This is a genomic window from Pseudomonas sp. NDM (genome assembly GCF_003105095.1).
In the GTDB taxonomy this organism is placed as follows: Bacteria; Pseudomonadota; Gammaproteobacteria; order Pseudomonadales; family Pseudomonadaceae; genus Aquipseudomonas; species Aquipseudomonas moraviensis_A.
On record NZ_QETJ01000061.1, the window covers coordinates 1 to 15,452 of the forward strand.

The 15,452-nt window shown below is 61.6% G+C and carries 16 protein-coding genes; 3 read left to right on the forward strand and 13 right to left on the reverse strand.

The features are described 5' to 3' along the window. Positions 1-200: 200 nt before the first annotated feature. The 3 genes from DCO47_RS14390 to DCO47_RS14400 form a co-directional block, all read right to left on the reverse strand. Entirely contained in the window at positions 201-779 is a 579-nt protein-coding gene (locus DCO47_RS14390; protein WP_042606592.1) for a YceI family protein, read from the reverse strand. 31 nt (positions 780-810) lie between these two features. Further along, positions 811-1,362 (reverse strand): cytochrome b, encoded by a 552-nt coding sequence (locus DCO47_RS14395; RefSeq protein ID WP_042606591.1) that lies wholly within the window; start codon positions 1,360-1,362, stop codon positions 811-813. Between the two features lie 380 nt (positions 1,363-1,742). After that, the gene (locus DCO47_RS14400) at positions 1,743-3,512 is read right to left on the reverse strand and encodes a flavin monoamine oxidase family protein (protein WP_116658328.1); all 1,770 of its coding nucleotides are present in this window, start codon (positions 3,510-3,512) and stop codon (positions 1,743-1,745) included. A 223-nt stretch (positions 3,513-3,735) separates the two neighbouring features. On the opposite strand from DCO47_RS14400, the gene DCO47_RS14405 reads away from it, so the two are divergent. Together DCO47_RS14405 and DCO47_RS14410 are read left to right on the forward strand one after the other, a co-directional pair. Then, a complete protein-coding gene (locus DCO47_RS14405) occupies positions 3,736-5,142 on the forward strand; it encodes an adenosylmethionine--8-amino-7-oxononanoate transaminase (protein WP_042606589.1) in 1,407 nt (468 codons plus the stop codon). A gap of 152 nt (positions 5,143-5,294) precedes the next feature. Continuing rightward, a complete protein-coding gene (locus DCO47_RS14410) occupies positions 5,295-6,014 on the forward strand; it encodes a 16S rRNA (uracil(1498)-N(3))-methyltransferase (protein ID WP_116658329.1) in 720 nt (239 codons plus the stop codon). A gap of 125 nt (positions 6,015-6,139) precedes the next feature. On the opposite strand, the gene DCO47_RS14415 is transcribed toward DCO47_RS14410, so the two are convergent. After that, positions 6,140-6,757 carry a hemolysin III family protein gene (locus tag DCO47_RS14415; RefSeq protein WP_039757573.1) on the reverse strand — a complete coding sequence of 206 codons (618 nt, stop codon included), beginning with the start codon at positions 6,755-6,757 and terminating at the stop codon, positions 6,140-6,142. Positions 6,758-6,918: 161 nt separating this feature from the next. Between DCO47_RS14415 and DCO47_RS14420 the strand changes: the two genes are divergently transcribed. Beyond that, positions 6,919-7,839 (forward strand): LysR substrate-binding domain-containing protein, encoded by a 921-nt coding sequence (locus DCO47_RS14420; RefSeq protein ID WP_116658330.1) that lies wholly within the window; start codon positions 6,919-6,921, stop codon positions 7,837-7,839. 189 nt (positions 7,840-8,028) lie between these two features. Here DCO47_RS14420 and madM read toward each other — a convergent pair whose 3' ends face one another. The 9 genes from madM to mdcA all read right to left on the reverse strand — a co-directional run bounded on the left by madM (position 8,029) and on the right by mdcA (position 15,259). Continuing rightward, positions 8,029-8,793, reverse strand: coding sequence for a malonate transporter subunit MadM (gene madM, locus DCO47_RS14425; RefSeq protein ID WP_042606585.1), 765 nt, complete (start codon positions 8,791-8,793; stop codon positions 8,029-8,031). Position 8,794: 1 nt separating this feature from the next. Further along, positions 8,795-9,211: a malonate transporter subunit MadL gene (gene madL, locus DCO47_RS14430; RefSeq protein ID WP_042606584.1), complete on the reverse strand. Its 417-nt coding sequence runs from the start codon at positions 9,209-9,211 to the stop codon at positions 8,795-8,797. 64 nt (positions 9,212-9,275) lie between these two features. Further along, positions 9,276-10,196, reverse strand: a complete 921-nt coding sequence (gene mdcH / locus DCO47_RS14435) for a malonate decarboxylase subunit epsilon (RefSeq protein WP_116658331.1) — start codon at positions 10,194-10,196, stop codon at positions 9,276-9,278. Beyond that, positions 10,193-10,813 carry a malonate decarboxylase holo-ACP synthase gene (locus DCO47_RS14440; RefSeq protein ID WP_042606582.1) on the reverse strand — a complete coding sequence of 207 codons (621 nt, stop codon included), beginning with the start codon at positions 10,811-10,813 and terminating at the stop codon, positions 10,193-10,195. The genes mdcH and DCO47_RS14440 overlap by 4 nt, the downstream gene beginning before the upstream one ends. After that, complete coding sequence (gene mdcE, locus DCO47_RS14445; RefSeq protein WP_116658332.1) at positions 10,807-11,592, reverse strand: biotin-independent malonate decarboxylase subunit gamma; 786 nt, start codon at positions 11,590-11,592, stop codon at positions 10,807-10,809. The genes DCO47_RS14440 and mdcE overlap by 7 nt, the downstream gene beginning before the upstream one ends. Continuing rightward, positions 11,589-12,440 carry a biotin-independent malonate decarboxylase subunit beta gene (locus DCO47_RS14450; RefSeq protein WP_083353752.1) on the reverse strand — a complete coding sequence of 284 codons (852 nt, stop codon included), beginning with the start codon at positions 12,438-12,440 and terminating at the stop codon, positions 11,589-11,591. The genes mdcE and DCO47_RS14450 overlap by 4 nt, the downstream gene beginning before the upstream one ends. Continuing rightward, complete coding sequence (locus DCO47_RS14455) at positions 12,433-12,732, reverse strand: malonate decarboxylase subunit delta (protein WP_056786420.1); 300 nt, start codon at positions 12,730-12,732, stop codon at positions 12,433-12,435. Before DCO47_RS14455 ends, DCO47_RS14450 begins: the two co-directional genes overlap by 8 nt. Further along, positions 12,732-13,589 (reverse strand): triphosphoribosyl-dephospho-CoA synthase, encoded by an 858-nt coding sequence (locus DCO47_RS14460; RefSeq protein ID WP_116658333.1) that lies wholly within the window; start codon positions 13,587-13,589, stop codon positions 12,732-12,734. Before DCO47_RS14460 ends, DCO47_RS14455 begins: the two co-directional genes overlap by 1 nt. After that, entirely contained in the window at positions 13,589-15,259 is a 1,671-nt protein-coding gene (gene mdcA, locus DCO47_RS14465) for a malonate decarboxylase subunit alpha (RefSeq protein WP_116658334.1), read from the reverse strand. The genes DCO47_RS14460 and mdcA overlap by 1 nt, the downstream gene beginning before the upstream one ends. Between the last annotated feature and the right edge of the window lie 193 nt (positions 15,260-15,452).

Below are 15,452 nucleotides of genomic sequence, written 5' to 3' on the forward strand. Positions count from 1 at the left end.
CCGGGGCATTTTTATAAGCGCTGCAAATCGCTTTGCGTAGTAGCTGCCGCAGGCTGCGATCTTTTGATCTTGATCTTGATCTTCAAAAATCAAGATCAAAAGATCGCAGCCTTCGGCAGCTCCTACAGGGGATCTGTGTTGTGGCAAAAAAAACGCCCCCGGCCTTGCGACCGGGGGCGTTTTTCATGTGGCGGCGAAATTTATTTCGCTTTCACACCTTCGAACGAAACGTACAGCTCGACCGCATCAGACTTCGGACCGAGGTCTTTCTGCTTGCCGAAATCGGAACGCTTGATGGTGGTGGTGCCTTCAAAGCCGGCACGGTAGCCGCCCCATGGATCCTTGCCTTCGCCCAGGAAGGTCGCCTTGACGACAACCGGCTTGGTTACGCCCAGCAGAGTCAGGTCGCCGGTTACATCAGCGGTGTTGGCACCAGTGGATTTGACGCTGGTGGATACGAAAGTGGCCTTGCCGAACTTGCTGGCGTTGAGGAAATCAGCGCTGGCGATGTGCTTGTCGCGCTCGGCGTGGTTGGTGAACACGCTGGCGGTGTTGACGTTAAACTCGATCTTGCTGTCTTCAGGCTTGGCAGCGTCGAAGCTGAACTTGCCGTCGATGTCCTTGAAGGTACCGGTGATGAAGCTGTAGCCCAGGTGGCTGATCTTGAAGTCGACGAAGGCGTGCTGGCCTTCCTTGTCTACTACGTAGTCAGCAGCCATTACGTTGGCGGACAGCACGGCAGAACCGATTGCCAGAGCGGCCAGAGTCTTTTTCAACATGCTTTCTTTTCCTTTGAGTCGAGGTTGAATTTCAGGCTTTGCGACCAAGCATTCGGGTGAGGGTCGCATCACGATCGATAAAGTGGTGCTTCAATGCTGCCAACGCATGGAGACCGGAAAAAATTACCAGTATCCACGCCAGCCAGAGATGAATCACCCCAGCGGTATCTGCCTGATCCGGTAGTCCGGAGAGCAGAGCAGGAACTTCAAACAGGCCAAACACCGGGATCCCGACACCGTCTGCGGTGGAAATCAGGTAACCGGCAATCATCACAGCGAACAGCGCCAGATACAGAAACCCATGGCCGAATTTAGCGCCGATGCGGGTCATGCGGCTGTAGCTTTGCAGGGTTGGCGGCGGTGGGCTGATGAAACGCCACAACACTCGCAACACCATCACAGCGAGCAGCACCAGGCCGATGCTCTTGTGCAGGTCCGGCGCGTCTTTGCGCCAGGTGCTGTAGTAATCCAGCCCGACCATCCACAGACCCAGCGCAAACAGCCCGAAGACCGCCAGCGCCACGCCCCAGTGCATGAAGATGCTGACCCAACCATAGCGCGAAGAAGAGTTACGTAGCTGCATTGCCCAAATCCTGTGAGAACTGCGAACCAAGACTAGCGAGTTATCTATCGAATTAAAGCGGAAAATTTTGCTTTGAAATATCGAGAAATACGATCAAGAGTCTGTAAGTGGCTTGTTAAGGAAAGATTAAAGGGAAAAGTATGGCGTGGATGTCAGGGGACGCTGCTGGTCTAGCTGCTTTTTTGTGGCGAGGGAGCTTGCTCCCGCTGGAGGCCGAAGGACTCCTTCACACGGCTAGCGCGATGCATAGGAAATACCGGGCAATCCGAGGCTACGACTGCTTCGCAGCCGAGCGGGAGCAAGCTCCCTCGCCACAGGGGTTGTGCTCAGACAAAAAAAAGCGCGGCATAAAAGCCGCGCTTCTTCATTCACCGCAAGGCTTACTGCGCTTTGCTCTCGGTGGTCGCTGCCGGCTTGGCTGCTGGCTTCTTCGCCGGCTCAGCCTTCTTCGCTGCAGGTTTGGCGGCCGGCTTTTTCGTTTCGGTTTTGGCCGCAGGCTTCTTCGCCGCTGGCTTGGCCGCTGCTTTCTTCGCCGGTTCAGCTTTCACTGGGGCCGCTGGTTTCGGTGCTTCCACCGGAGCTGGCGCAGGGGCCGGGGTCGGTGCAGGCGCTGGAGCAACCGGAGCAGGTGCTGGCTCTGGCGCTTTCGCTGGCTCAGGCTTCTTCTCGTCATCCGAACCGCCAAACAGGTTAGTGAAGAAGTTGCCCTTCTTCGCCGCCACGGCACCCGCCGCGCCTGCAGCTGCTGCAGCCGGCACCACTTTGACCGGTTCGAACGATTTGCCTGCCGCCAGATCTTCCACCTGGCTGGCCGCGCGCTGGCCAGTGCGCAGTGCGCCTTCCAGGGTGCCCGGGTACAAGGTGTCGGTGTGTTCGCCAGCGAACGCTACGCGTTGCAGCGGACGTTCCCACAGGCGCCAGAACTTGCTGATCTGCCCCGGGCCGTAAGCCAGGTAGGCGCCGCCCATCGACGGGTCGGTGCTGTAGCGACGGATTTCATAACCGGTGAACGAGCCACGGGCCTGTGGATAAAACGCGTGCAGACGGATCAGCACCTGGTCGACCATCTGCTTGTCGCCGAACGCTTGCATCACCCGAGCGTTGTCGCCGGACAGGTTGATCACCACGTTGGCGCCACCCTTGAGCGCCGGCTCGATCCAGAGCATGCCCAGGCCGGTATTGCTGTAGATCTCGCCAGACATGCGCGACTTGCTTTCCCACACCGGCGTCTTGAACTTCAGCATGATCTGGTCGCGCCAGCCGTAGTTGGTGCCTTTGATCGCCGCCAGGTGCTGGGCATCCAGCGCCGGGGTCAGGGCGATCTTGTTCAGTGCGCGCAACGGCACCGCCAATACCACGTAGTCAGCCTGATAACCGACGCTGCCGACTTTGACGGTCACGCCGTCCTTGTCCTGGGTAATGGCCGAGACCGGCGAACTGGTCTTGATGGTCTTGATCTGTTTGACGAAGGCCTGGGCCAGCACCTGGCTGCCGCCGACCAGCCGCGAGGCGCGCAGGTCACGGTCGGAAATGCCGCGATAGACGCGGTTCTGCTGGGCGAAATACAGCAGCGACAGACGCGAAGGTTCGTCGTAGTGGGTGCGAATGTCCTGGTTGATCAGCTGACGCGCGGTGGCCGGCAGGTTCTGCTTGTCGAGCCAGCTCGACACCGTGATCTGATCCAGCGCGTGCAGGGTGGCGGTCGCCGCCGGGTTCTGCGGATCGTCGATCGAGCGTGCCAGATCGTCGAGGGTGTTCTGGTAGCGCTTGAGCGCATCGGCGGTGGCTGGTTGCTTGGTGGCCAGATCGGCAGCGGAGAAATAATCGCCGTCGATCAGATAGCTCGGGGTACGGACGAATTCCGGAGCCGGCGTGGTGCCGAGCTTGAACGTCGAAACGTATTTGTTGAGCACCGGCTGGGTCTTGTCGTTGCCGATCCACTCGCTGGTGGCCATGCCCGAGCGACCGCCCAGGCTCGGTTTGGCTTCCAGCAGGGTGACCTGCCAGCCCTTGTTCTGCAGCTCGTAGGCGGCAGTCAGACCCGACAGGCCGCCGCCGATCACGATTGCGGTTTTATCCTTGGCCAGCGCCGTAACGCTGAACAGCCCCAACATCACCAGCGCACAGGCGCGCAGCCAACCGACAGACATTCAGCGAACTCCGGAAAAACATGTGGGAAAAAGCAGCTTTGCGAGTCAGACGACTCAAAGAACCGCGAAGAATACGTTAGCCATCAAAACGCCGCCAGCGACGTCTATCGGCTCAGACAAAGTAGCTCAATCGACACAATGGGTTGTTCCCGCGCGATGCATTGCATAGGCTTGCGCGATTGTTCGCCCGCGCCTGACGCGAGCCGCCTCGAGGAGACTGTAAATGGGCCTGAATAACCAGTGGATGCAACGCGATCTCGCGGTGTTGTGGCATCCCTGCACCCAGATGAAAGACCACGAACAGCTGCCGCTGATCCCGATCAAGCGCGGCGAAGGCGTCTGGCTCGAAGACTTCGAAGGCAAGCGCTACCTCGACGCGGTCAGTTCCTGGTGGGTCAATGTGTTCGGCCACGCCAACCCGCGCATCAACCAGCGCATCAAGGATCAGGTCGATCAACTCGAACACGTGATTCTTGCCGGTTTCAGTCATCAGCCGGTGATCGAGCTGTCCGAGCGCCTGGTGAAGATGACCCCGCAAGGCCTGAATCGGGTGTTCTACGCCGATAATGGCTCGTCGTGCATCGAAGTCGCGCTGAAGATGAGCTTTCACTACTGGCTCAACCGCGGCCAGCCGAATAAAAAGCGCTTCGTCACCCTGACCAACAGCTACCACGGTGAAACCATGGCGGCGATGGCGGTCGGCGATGTGCCGCTGTTCACCGAGACCTACAAAGCCCTGCTGATGGACACCATCAAGGTGCCGAGCCCGGATTGCTACGGACGTCCCGACGGCATGAGCTGGGAAGAACATTCGCGCAACATGTTTGCCGCCATGGAACAGACCCTGGCGGAAAACCATGACAGCGTCGCGGCAGTGATCGTCGAGCCGCTGATCCAGGGCGCGGGTGGCATGCGCATGTATCACCCGGTCTACCTCAAGCTGCTGCGCGAGGCCTGCGACCGTTACGGCGTGCACCTGATCCACGACGAAATCGCCGTCGGTTTCGGCCGCACCGGCACGATGTTCGCCTGCGAGCAGGCCGGCATCCGCCCGGACTTCCTCTGTCTGTCCAAAGCCCTCACCGGCGGCTACCTGCCGCTGGCCGCGTGCCTGACCACCGACGAGGTCTACAGCGCGTTCTACGACGACTACCCGACCCTGCGCGCCTTTCTCCATTCGCACAGCTACACCGGCAACCCGCTGGCGTGCGCGGCGGCGTTGGCGACGCTGGATATCTTCGAGCAGGACAACGTCATCGAGAACAACCGGGCGCTGGCCCAGCGCATGGCCTCGGCGACGGCGCATCTGGTCGATCACCCGAACGTGTCCGAAGTGCGCCAGACCGGCATGGTCCTGGCTATCGAGATGGTCAAGGATAAAGCCACGAAAGAGGCCTACCCTTGGCAGGAGCGCCGTGGTCTGAAGGTGTTCCAGCATGCGCTGGAGCGTGGCGCGCTGTTGCGGCCGCTGGGCAGCGTGGTGTATTTCCTGCCGCCCTATGTGATCACCCCGGAGCAGATCGACTTTCTGGCCGAAGTGGCCAGTGAAGGCATCGACATTGCGACGCGTGACAGCGTCAGCGTCGCGGTACCGAAAGATTTCCATCCCGGTTTCCGTGATCCCGGCTGACTCGGCTACTTGAGATTTGCGGTGTTTGAACTACCGCTTTCGCGAGCAGGCTCGCTCCCATAGGGGGGATGCATTCCAAATGTGGGAGCGAGCCTGCTCGCGAATGATGTCAACACCGATCCAACTGATTCACATCTTTCCAGAGACCCGAAATGAGACTGTCCCGCTTCTTTATCGACGCCCCGCTGAGCACCGGCGAACACGAACTGCCGGAGGCCCAGGCGCATTACATCAGCCGCGTGCTGCGCATGGCCGAGGGCGATGCCGTGCAGTTGTTCGACGGTTCCGGCCATGAGTTTCGCGGATCGCTGGTAGAAGTCGGCAAGAAGCGCGTCGTCGTGCAGATCGACGAGCAATTCCCCGGGCAGGTCGAATCGCCGCTGCAGATCCACCTCGGCCAGGGCCTCTCCCGTGGCGAGCGGATGGACTGGGCGATTCAGAAAGCCACCGAGCTGGGCGTGAATGAAATCACTCCGATCTTCAGTGACCGCTGTGAAGTCCGCCTCAAGGACGAACGCGCCGACAAACGCCTGCTGCACTGGCGCCAGGTAGCGATCAGCGCGTGCGAGCAATGTGGGCGCTCGCGGGTGCCGGTAATTCATCCGCCGGTGTTGTTGGCGGACTGGATCAAGCAGACTGAAGCGGAGTTGAAGCTGGTGTTGCATCCGGTGGCAGAGCCGCTGGTCAGCCATGCCAGACCGGCGACGCTGGCGTTCCTGATCGGGCCGGAAGGTGGCTTGTCAGATGGCGAAGTCGAGCAGGCCAAGACCAACGGCTTCCACGCCGCCCGCCTCGGGCCGCGGGTGCTGCGCACCGAGACCGCGCCAGTGGTGGCATTGGCTGTTGCACAACAGCTTTGGGGTGACTTTTAGAGTCTCGATTGGAATACGTCCCTGTAGGAGTGAGCCTGCTCGCGATAGCGGTGTATCAGCCACCACTCATTGACTGAACTGACGCAATCGCGAGCAGGCTCACTCCTACAAGGGAATGGCGGTGTTTAGAGGACGTAGAACAGAATCGCGACAAAGTGCAGCAAGCTCCCGGCGATCACGAACAGGTGCCAGATGCCATGGGCATGCCGCAGGCGGTGATCCAGGGCAAAAAAGATAATCCCCACCGTATACAGCACGCCGCCCGACGCCAGCCAGGCAAACCCCGCCGTGCCCAGTGCGGCAATCAGCGGCTTGACCGCGACCAGGACGATCCAGCCCATCACCGCGTAAATCACGATCGACAGAATCCGCGCTTCGGAGCGCGGTTTGATCTCTTGCAGAATGCCGATCAGCGCCAGCCCCCAGACAATCCCGAACAGCGTCCAGCCCCACGGCCCGCGTAACGTCACCAGGCAGAACGGCGTGTAGCTGCCGGCGATCAGCAGGTAGATCGAAAAATGATCGACCTTCTTCATGATCGCTTTCTTGCGCCCGCGCACGCTGTGGTAAACGGTCGAGGCGCTGTAGAGCACCAGCAAGGTAAACGCATAAATCGCCACGCTGACAATCTTCCATGGACTGCCGTCGAGGCTGGCGATTACCAGCATCCACACGCCGCCGATAAACGCCGCAATAGCTCCGACCAAATGGGTCCATGCGTTGAGTTTTTCCCCGTGATACATGTATTGCTCACCTCACATTCGTTACCGCAGCGCGCAAGGCTCGGGCCTTGAGCGTAAAAGCGCAAGTTTGCGTTCAACACGATCCCCTGTAGCAGCTGCCGAAGGCTGCGATCTTTTGATCTTCCGTGCACAATCGGCCGATACCAAAAAGAGTCCGCGCCATGCTGATCGACGAAGAATTGACCCTGAAAAAACTCGAGGTGTTCCTCGCCTTCATGCGCACCGGCAACCTCGCCCGCGCCGCCGCCGAATTGCAGACCAGCAACGTCAGCGTGCACCGCGCCATCCACTCACTGGAAAGCGCCTTGCGTTGTCCGCTGTTCAAACACGAGGGGCGCAACCTGACGCCGCTGGAAAGCGCTTACGTGCTGGAAGAGCGTGCGCAGAAGCTGATCAACGACGTGGTCGAAAGCGTGCGCCTGACCCGCGAAGCTGCCGGATTCTCCGCCGAGCGCTTCAAGCTCGGCTCGCTGTATTCGCTGACGGTGAAAACCGTGCCGCAACTGATCATGGGCCTGAAAATCCGTCGCAGCGAACTCAACATCGACCTGATCCTCGGCTCGAACATCGACCTGCTCTACAAGCTGAAAAACATGGAAGTCGACGCGATTCTGGTGTCGCTGGACGACAGCATCAACGACCCCGATTGCGAGCAGATTGCACTGTTTTCCGACGACATCTTCCTCGCCACCCCGGCGGACTCCAAGTTTGCCCAGCGCAGTGAAGTGGACCTGGCGCAAGTGCGCGATGAAACCTTCATCACCCTGACCCAGGGCTTCGCCACCCATCAGGACGGTGTGCGGGTATTCAAACAGGCGGGGTTCGAGCCGAAGGTGGCGATGCAGGTCAACGACATCTTCACCTTGCTGAGCATGGTCAGCTCGGGCGTGGGTTATGCGTTGCTGCCAGGAAGGATTGCAGCGGTGTATGAAAATCGGGTGAAGCTGATTCCGCTGCAGGAGAAGTACCGGTTGCAGCAGCACATTGGGGTGGTGTTTCTCAAGGCCAAGGAGCGCGATCCGAATCTGCTGGCGTTGCTGGCGGAGTGTCGGATGTATGCCAATCGCCAGTTGGCGGATTAACAGCAGATCAAAAGCCTACCCCCTCACCCCAGCCCTCTCCCCCAAGGGGGCGAGGGGGAAGGGAGCAGATTGGGGGCTTTTCAGAACCTGAGTTCGACTCAGGATTTTCAGGTCGATGTATAACGCCAAAACAACGCGGTCAGTCCCCTCTGCCCCCGGGAGAGGGCTAGGGTGAGGGGCTCTTGATCTTCAGCCGACAATCGCGCGAACAATGAAGAACAACAGCGACGGCCCCAGCAAACACCCAAGACCGGTGTGAAAGGTAGCCGTCAACGCCCCGTACGGCACCAGGCGCCGATCCGTCGCCGCCAGCCCCGCCGTCACGCCACTCACCGTCCCGGCCAGCCCGCCAAAGACCATCGCCGAGCGGGGATTGTCCAGGCCCATCCAGCGCGCCGCGACCGGGGTGCCGACCATCACCAGAATCGCCTTGATCAACCCGGTGGCAATCGACAGCGCCATCACATCCGAGGTCGCGCCGATCGCCGCACCGGTCACCGGCCCGACGATGTAAGTCACCGCACCCGCACCGATGGTGGTCATGCTCACCGCATCGCGATAACCGAAGGTCCAGGCCATGCACGCGCCGACAATGAACGGCAGGATCGTGCCCAGCAGCAGGGCGATCACGCCGATCATGCCGGCCTTCTTCGCTTCGGTGGCCTGCACTTCAAAAGCAGTGGCGACGATGGCGAAGTCGCGCAACATCGCCCCGCCCATCAGGCCGATGCCGGAGAACAGCGTCAGATCGGCCAAGCCTTTCTGCCCGCCGGTCATGGTGCCGCCGACCCAGGCCAGCACCAGGCCGATGACAATGGCGATCGCCGAGCCGTGGATGCGCCCGAAGGTCAGGCGCCTGGAGAGAATCACCGACACCCACATGATCACGCCGACGAAGGCGAATGCGGTGATCAGCCCATTGTGTTCCAGACCTTTTTCGATGAGATCCCACATGTCAGCGACCTCCTACCGGGGTGCCGACCGGGGAAATTTCCGCCGGTTCGTCGGGCAACGGTTCGCCCTTGTGAGTGCGGCTGATCAGGGCAATCGTGCAACCACAAACCGCCACGGAGCCGATTGCCGCCAGCACCGCCACCGGGCCGCCGTGCAGGGCGGTGACGACGTTCTGCTGCGCGGCCATCGCCACCACCACCGGAATGTACATCGCGCCCCAGAAGCCGACGCCCATCTCGCAATCCTTGGTCATGCCGCCGCGCTTTTGCATCCACAAGCGTGCGCAGATCAGCAGGATCATCGCAATGCCGACCCCGCCGACGTTGGATTTGACGCCCAGCAACACGCCAAGCATGTCACCCATGATCACCCCTGCCAGCGTACAGATCGCCAGCAGCGCCACACCGTAAATAATCATTGTTGTAGTCCTCAAAGTGCATCGTCGAATGTTGTTTTTGTTGTTCGAAGCTTGAGTCGGCGGTTTAGAGTTGGCGGCCACCCTCCTCTCGCAACAGCGCTTGCAGGGTGTCGAGGCGGGCACTGTCGAAGGCAGTGACGGTGCCCTGCTCGAACACCCGGCGCGCCAGCCCGGTGAGCACCGCACCGGGCGGCAGTTCGATCTGTAGACGCACGCCGCGCTCGTAGGCGCTTTGCACGGTGCCGCGCCAATCCACCACGCGGCACATGTTGAAGGCGAGGTCGTCGCGCAACGCTTCCACTTGGGTAACAGGCCGCGCGCGGCTGCCGCTCAGGTAAGCGATTTTCGGATTTTTCAGTTCAACTCTGGCGAAGGCTTCGGCGAGCGCCTGCGCCGGTTTTTCCAGCAATGGGCAATGCGACGGCACGCTCACCGCCAGCCGTTTCGCCACTCCGGCGCCGCGACCGCGCGCCAGTTCGGCCACCGCTTGCATGGCCTTGTCGCTGCCGGCAATCACCACTTGGTTATCGGCGTTGATGTTGGCCAGATACACCGGCGAATCTTCGCTGTGCACCTGGACCAGCAGCGTTTCCACTGTGGACAACTGCAAGCCGATGATCGCGGTCATGCCGTAGCCCTGCGGATAAGCCTGCTGCATCAGCTCACCGCGCAGGCTGACCAGATGCAGCGCATCGCTGAAACTCAAGGCCCCCGCCACCACTGCCGCCGGATAAGCGCCGATGGACAGCCCGGCGACGTAATCTGCTCTCAGGCCATCCTGCAATAACTGCCGTGAAGCAGCGACCCCGGCGATCAGCAGACAGAGTTGGACCGCCCTTGTCGTGCGCAATGCCTCGGTGGAATCCAGCAGCGAGACATCTTCGCCAAGAACATCACTGGCCTCGACCAGGGTCTCGCCGGGCAAACGCTGAAGCATGCCCGCCTGCTGCGCGCCCTGGCCGGGAAACACCAGCAGACTGCTCACGCTGCCTGCTCCTGCGGGTTCCACGGATCCATAACCAGACACGCATGATGGGCAGTTTTCAGCAGCACCCGCGCCGAATCACTGGCCCATTCGCGCAAGGCCACCGCACCGAATGGCGTCTGCAATTGCGCGTCGACCCGGCACACGGCTTGATCAAACAAATCGACCAGTTCCCGCGCCTGATCACGACGGATCATCTGCGGCGTACGCAGGATCAAATCGAGATCGCTGGCGGCGTGCATCGCGGCAAAGCCACTGGCCAATTCAAACCCTACGCTGCCGCTGACACCCCAGACCCAACCGCAATCGTCGAGTAGCGGTCGCAGCTGTGTCAGCGCCTGCATCACCGGCAAATCACGCGGGCTGTCGACATGACACAGCGCCTCAGGACTGACCCGCCGGGCAATCGAATCAACCGGCATGAACGCCGCCAGGCGCTGCTCGCGCAAAGCCCCGCGCACACCCACCGCGACAAAACCGGCAGCACTCAACGCCCGCCGCACCACCACCGGTTGCCCGGCCGCCAGCACCTCGACCGCCCACGCCGGCGCATCCGCCGGCAACTGCGCCGGGGTCATACCCCAGAGCAGATCGTGGGCCAAAGTCAGGTTCACCACTGCGCCCTCAGCAGTTCGCGGACGCGGCTGGAAGCTGCACGATTGCTCGCACCGAGGCGCCCTTTCAAATCACTGCTGCTCACATCATCGATCGCCTGCTTCAGGCACTCGCGCACCCGCGCCAGATCTTCCGCCGTCGGCTGTTCGATCTGCTGCACCGAGAGAGTTTCCCAAAGCAGACCGAGGCTGGCGTAGCTGTCGATGTCGTAGGCCATGGGCGGCACGCTGGCGGCCAGCGCTTCCAGTTCTTCAACACTGCGCAATGTCACCCGCGCCGCCGAGGCCTTGCCCATCGCGTGCACCATCACACCGGGATCACGCAAAGCAATCAGCCGATTGGCCTGATAACCATGCGCGAGAAATGCGCCCGACATCGCTTTACCCACCAGCAGCGCAATCACCGGATGCCCAGCCAGACGCGCGCGGGCATAACTGTCCGCCGCGCCCGCCAGGGCCTGATGAATGCCGAGGGCTTCTTCGCGCCGGCCATACGCCTGACTCGGCACATCGACGATGGCGATGATCGGGCGCTTCTTCGCGATGTCGCGGTCGGCGCTGATCACGTCATCCACAGCCTTGGCCAGACCCCAGCCTTCGAGCAAGCCGACTTCGCCGTTTCGAGCGCGAGGGAAACAATTGTCCGGGTCGGCGACCACGGCGATAAAACGTCCAAGCTCAGCGTCTGCCACTTTCAATGACGGCGGCAAACCTTCGACACTTTCAGCGCCGGTGCTCAAGGCGTTGAACCAGTGCAAACCGCGCAATGAATAACTGCTCATGAGCGCTCTCCTTGATACAGATCGCGAACCACCGACGGTTCGATTTGCTGGTCAGTATTCAGCTTGCCGAGGCGTTGCAGGAACCACTCGGCGCGCTGGCTGCGCGGCTGTGCCGGCAAGCCTAGCTGGAGCAACTCTCCGACCTGCTGACGAATCTGCGCCACGTCATCGCCGACATAACGATCCACCAGACCACTGTTGAAACGCTGCTCGCCGCCGGTCACGCTCCAGATGAAGGGCCGGTCGCGGGAGTCGTATTCCTCGATCCCGGCTTCCTGCTCGATCACCTGCGGGCCGTTCAGGCCGAGACGTGCTTCTTGGGTCACCAGCAAATAGCTGCACAGCGCAGCGGCGATCGACATGCCGCCGAAGCAACCGACGCTGCCGGCGACCACGCCGACCACCGGTTGATAGCGCTGCAAATCGACAATCGCCGCATGAATATCAGCAATCGCCGCGAGCCCCAGATTGGCCTCCTGCAAGCGCACGCCACCGGTTTCCAGCAGCAACACTGCGCGAGTAGGAATGCCGTTACGATTGTCTTCAGCCGCCAGTTCCAGCGCACCGGCAATCTTCGCCCCGCCGACTTCGCCAAGGCTGCCGCCCTGGAATGCGCCTTCAATCGCCGCGATCACTACCGGCAGACCGTCAAGACTGCCCTTGGCGATGATCACGCCGTCGTCGGCCTGGGGCACCACACCCTGGCGTTCGAGCCATGGCGACATCACCCGTTGAAACGGATCGAGCAGTTCGCGAAAGGTCCCGGCGTCGAGCAAGGCTTTCGCCCGCTGCCGCGCACCGAGTTCGACGAAGCTGTGTTTGTTGAGCAACGCTGCGCTGTCAGTCATGGCCGATCTCCTCGAAACCCTGTTCCAGACGCAAGCGCACCACCCCCGGCGTCGCGCCGAAATCGTGGATGTCGATGGCCATCGCCGGCGGCGTGGTGCCGTCGAACATCCGCGCAAACAGGTGTTGCCAGCGCTGCTGCGCGCCATTGACCGAGGTCTGCACATTGATCGTCAGCTTGCCGGCCAGACCCGGCTCGATCAGCACTTCCAGATCTCCCGAACCGACACAACCGACCAGCGCACGACCGCGTGGCGGCTGCCCGGCGGGGAATTCAAACGATAGGCTTTCCATCAAAATGCTCCCTGAACAATGCCGTCGCGCTCGATGCGATCGAGCAGCAGCGTGGCTGCGAGCAAGTCGGCGGCGCCACCGGGCGAGGCATTCAATGCGATGAGTTGTTGATCGAGTTCGTGCAGGCGCCGGCGACCGCTGAGGCTGGCGCTGCCGCCGGCGTCGAGCACCGCTTGCGCCCCCGACTGCATGGCGTGCAGGCCGGGTTCGCCAGCGCGGTAGAGCACGCAGGTGTCGGCCAGCTCGGTCATGATCGCCAGCAATGCATCGAGCCGGGCATTCTGTTCGCCGTGGCCGTTGGCGCGGCTTTTCTGCAGTTGCGGCAGGCCGCGTTGCAGCACGGACGGGAAGCCCAGCTGCGCTTCCTCGCGGGCACCGCGTGCGCCGTAACGCTGGGCGACTTGTGCGCCGTGGCTGAGCGGTTTCGGTGCGTAGCGGTCGTCGAGCAGTGCCAGGCGTGCGGCACACAGGGCGATGGATTTCGGTTGCAGCGCGGCGGCTGTCACCAACAGTCCCAATGCCCAGATCGCACCGCGATGGGTGTTGACGCCGTTGGTGGTCACGAGCATCGCTTGTTCGCCCTCGCGGCCGATGCGGCCGATCGCTTCGCGCAACGGCAAACCGACTTCACCGATCTCCAGCGCGGCCTCGGCCATTTCCTTGAATGCCGGCCACAATGCCAGCGCCGACGCGTGCATCAGGCCCAGGTGCAGATCGGTGTGTGCGCCGTTGCCACGACGATCGACCAGCGCCGGTTTCGGCGACAGATCCGCTTCGTCGATCAGCGCGTCCACCGCCAGATCGGCCAATCGATCAGCCAGTGACAGCGGTTCCGCTTGCAGGTTGAATGCGTGCATTACCAGCTCCTGAATTTGGCGGGCGGGTTATAGAGACCGCCGGACCACTCGACCAGATCGGCCACGCTTTTCGCTGCGAGCAATTCGCGGGTGGCGTCGGTGCGGCGGATACCAAGGTCTTCGGGCAAGGCGATCAGGCCTTCGCGGCGCATGCGTTCGGTGTCTTTCGGGTTGTGCCGCAGGCCGATGGCGGTAACGCCAGCCACCGCTGCGATCATCGCCTGGCGCTCTTCCAGCGAGCGCGCCTTGTACAGATAGGCAATGCCTTCTTCGGTGAGCAGGTGGGTGACGTCGTCGCCGTAGATCATGATCGGTGCCAGCGGCATGCCGCTTTTCTTCGCCACTTCGACCGCGTCGAGGGTTTCGACGAAGGTCGGTTTGCCGCCCTCCTGGAACGTCTCGACCATTTGCACCACGAGTTTCCTGCCGCGTTCGAGCATCGGTTGCGACGCATCGTCGTGGCGCATGTCCAGCCACGCCGGAGTACCGTGACGCCGGCCGCGCGGGTCGTGACCCATGTTCGGCGCGCCACCGAAACCGGCGAGACGGCCACGGGTCACGGTCGAGGAATGGCCGTCGCCATCGACTTGCAATGTCGCGCCGATAAACAGATCCACCGCGTATTGCCCGGCGAGTTGGCAGACCATGCGATTGGAACGCAGCGAGCCATCGCGCCCGGTAAAGAACACATCTGGCCGCGCGGCAATGTAATTTTCCATGCCCAGTTCGGTGCCGAAGCAATGCACGCTCTCGACCCAGCCGCTTTCAATCGCCGGGATCAGCGTCGGGTGCGGGTTGAGCGTCCAGTTGCGGCAGATCTTGCCTTTAAGGCCGAGGGATTCGCCATAGGTCGGCAGGATCAATTCGATGGCCGCCGTGTTGAAACCGATGCCGTGGTTGAGCGACTGCACGTTGTGTTTTTCGTAGATGCCACGGATCGCCATCATCGCCATCAACACATGCACAGGTTTGATGTGGCGCGGGTCGCGGGTGAACAGCGGTTCGATGTAGAACGGCTTGTCGGCCACCACCACGAAGTCGACCCAAGACGCCGGAATGTCCACGCGAGGGAGTTCGCTGACGTCGTCGACCAACTGGTTGACCTGGACGATGACGATGCCGTCGCTGAACGCTGCCGGCTCAATCAACGCCGGGGTGTCTTCGGTGCTGGGGCCGGTGTAGATGTTGCCGGCGCGATCAGCCATGAAACCGGCCGAGAGCACAACGTTGGGGATCAGGTCCACGACGAGGCGGGCATAGAGTTCGATGTACGTGTGAATGGCGCCGACTTCGAGCAAGCCATCTTCGAGCAACTGGCTGATGCGCAGGCTCTGGGTGCCGGCGAAGGAGAAATCGAGCTTGCGGGCGATGCCGCGTTCGAACAGGTCAAGGTGTTCGGAGCGGCCAACGCTGGGCATGATCATGTGCAGGTCGTGGAGTGTCGCCGGGTCGGCTTTGGCCAGCGAACGCGAGAGGAAATCCGCCTGCTTCTGGTTGTTGCCCTCGAGCACCACGCGATCGCCGGGATGGATCAACGCTTCGAGCGCGGCGACGATTTTGTCACTGGGCAACACCGCGCCATCGGCCAGCCCGCGCACCTTGTCGAGCCGGCGCTGCTTCTCGTCACGCCGCCGCGTCCAGCGCGAGTCAGGGGAAATTGTCGTTGTCATGCTCACTCCACGGGGTTCGCTGTCGTGGAGCCACGTTAGGCGCGTGTGGTGAGGGCATCAATCAAGCTGGGTGGTGAATCATTACGCTGAGCGTAACGGACAAGCCGAAGCTCCTGTAGGAGCTGTCGAGTGAAACGAGGCTGCGATCTTTTGATTTTCAGAATCAAGATCAAAAGATCGCAGCGTGCCGCAG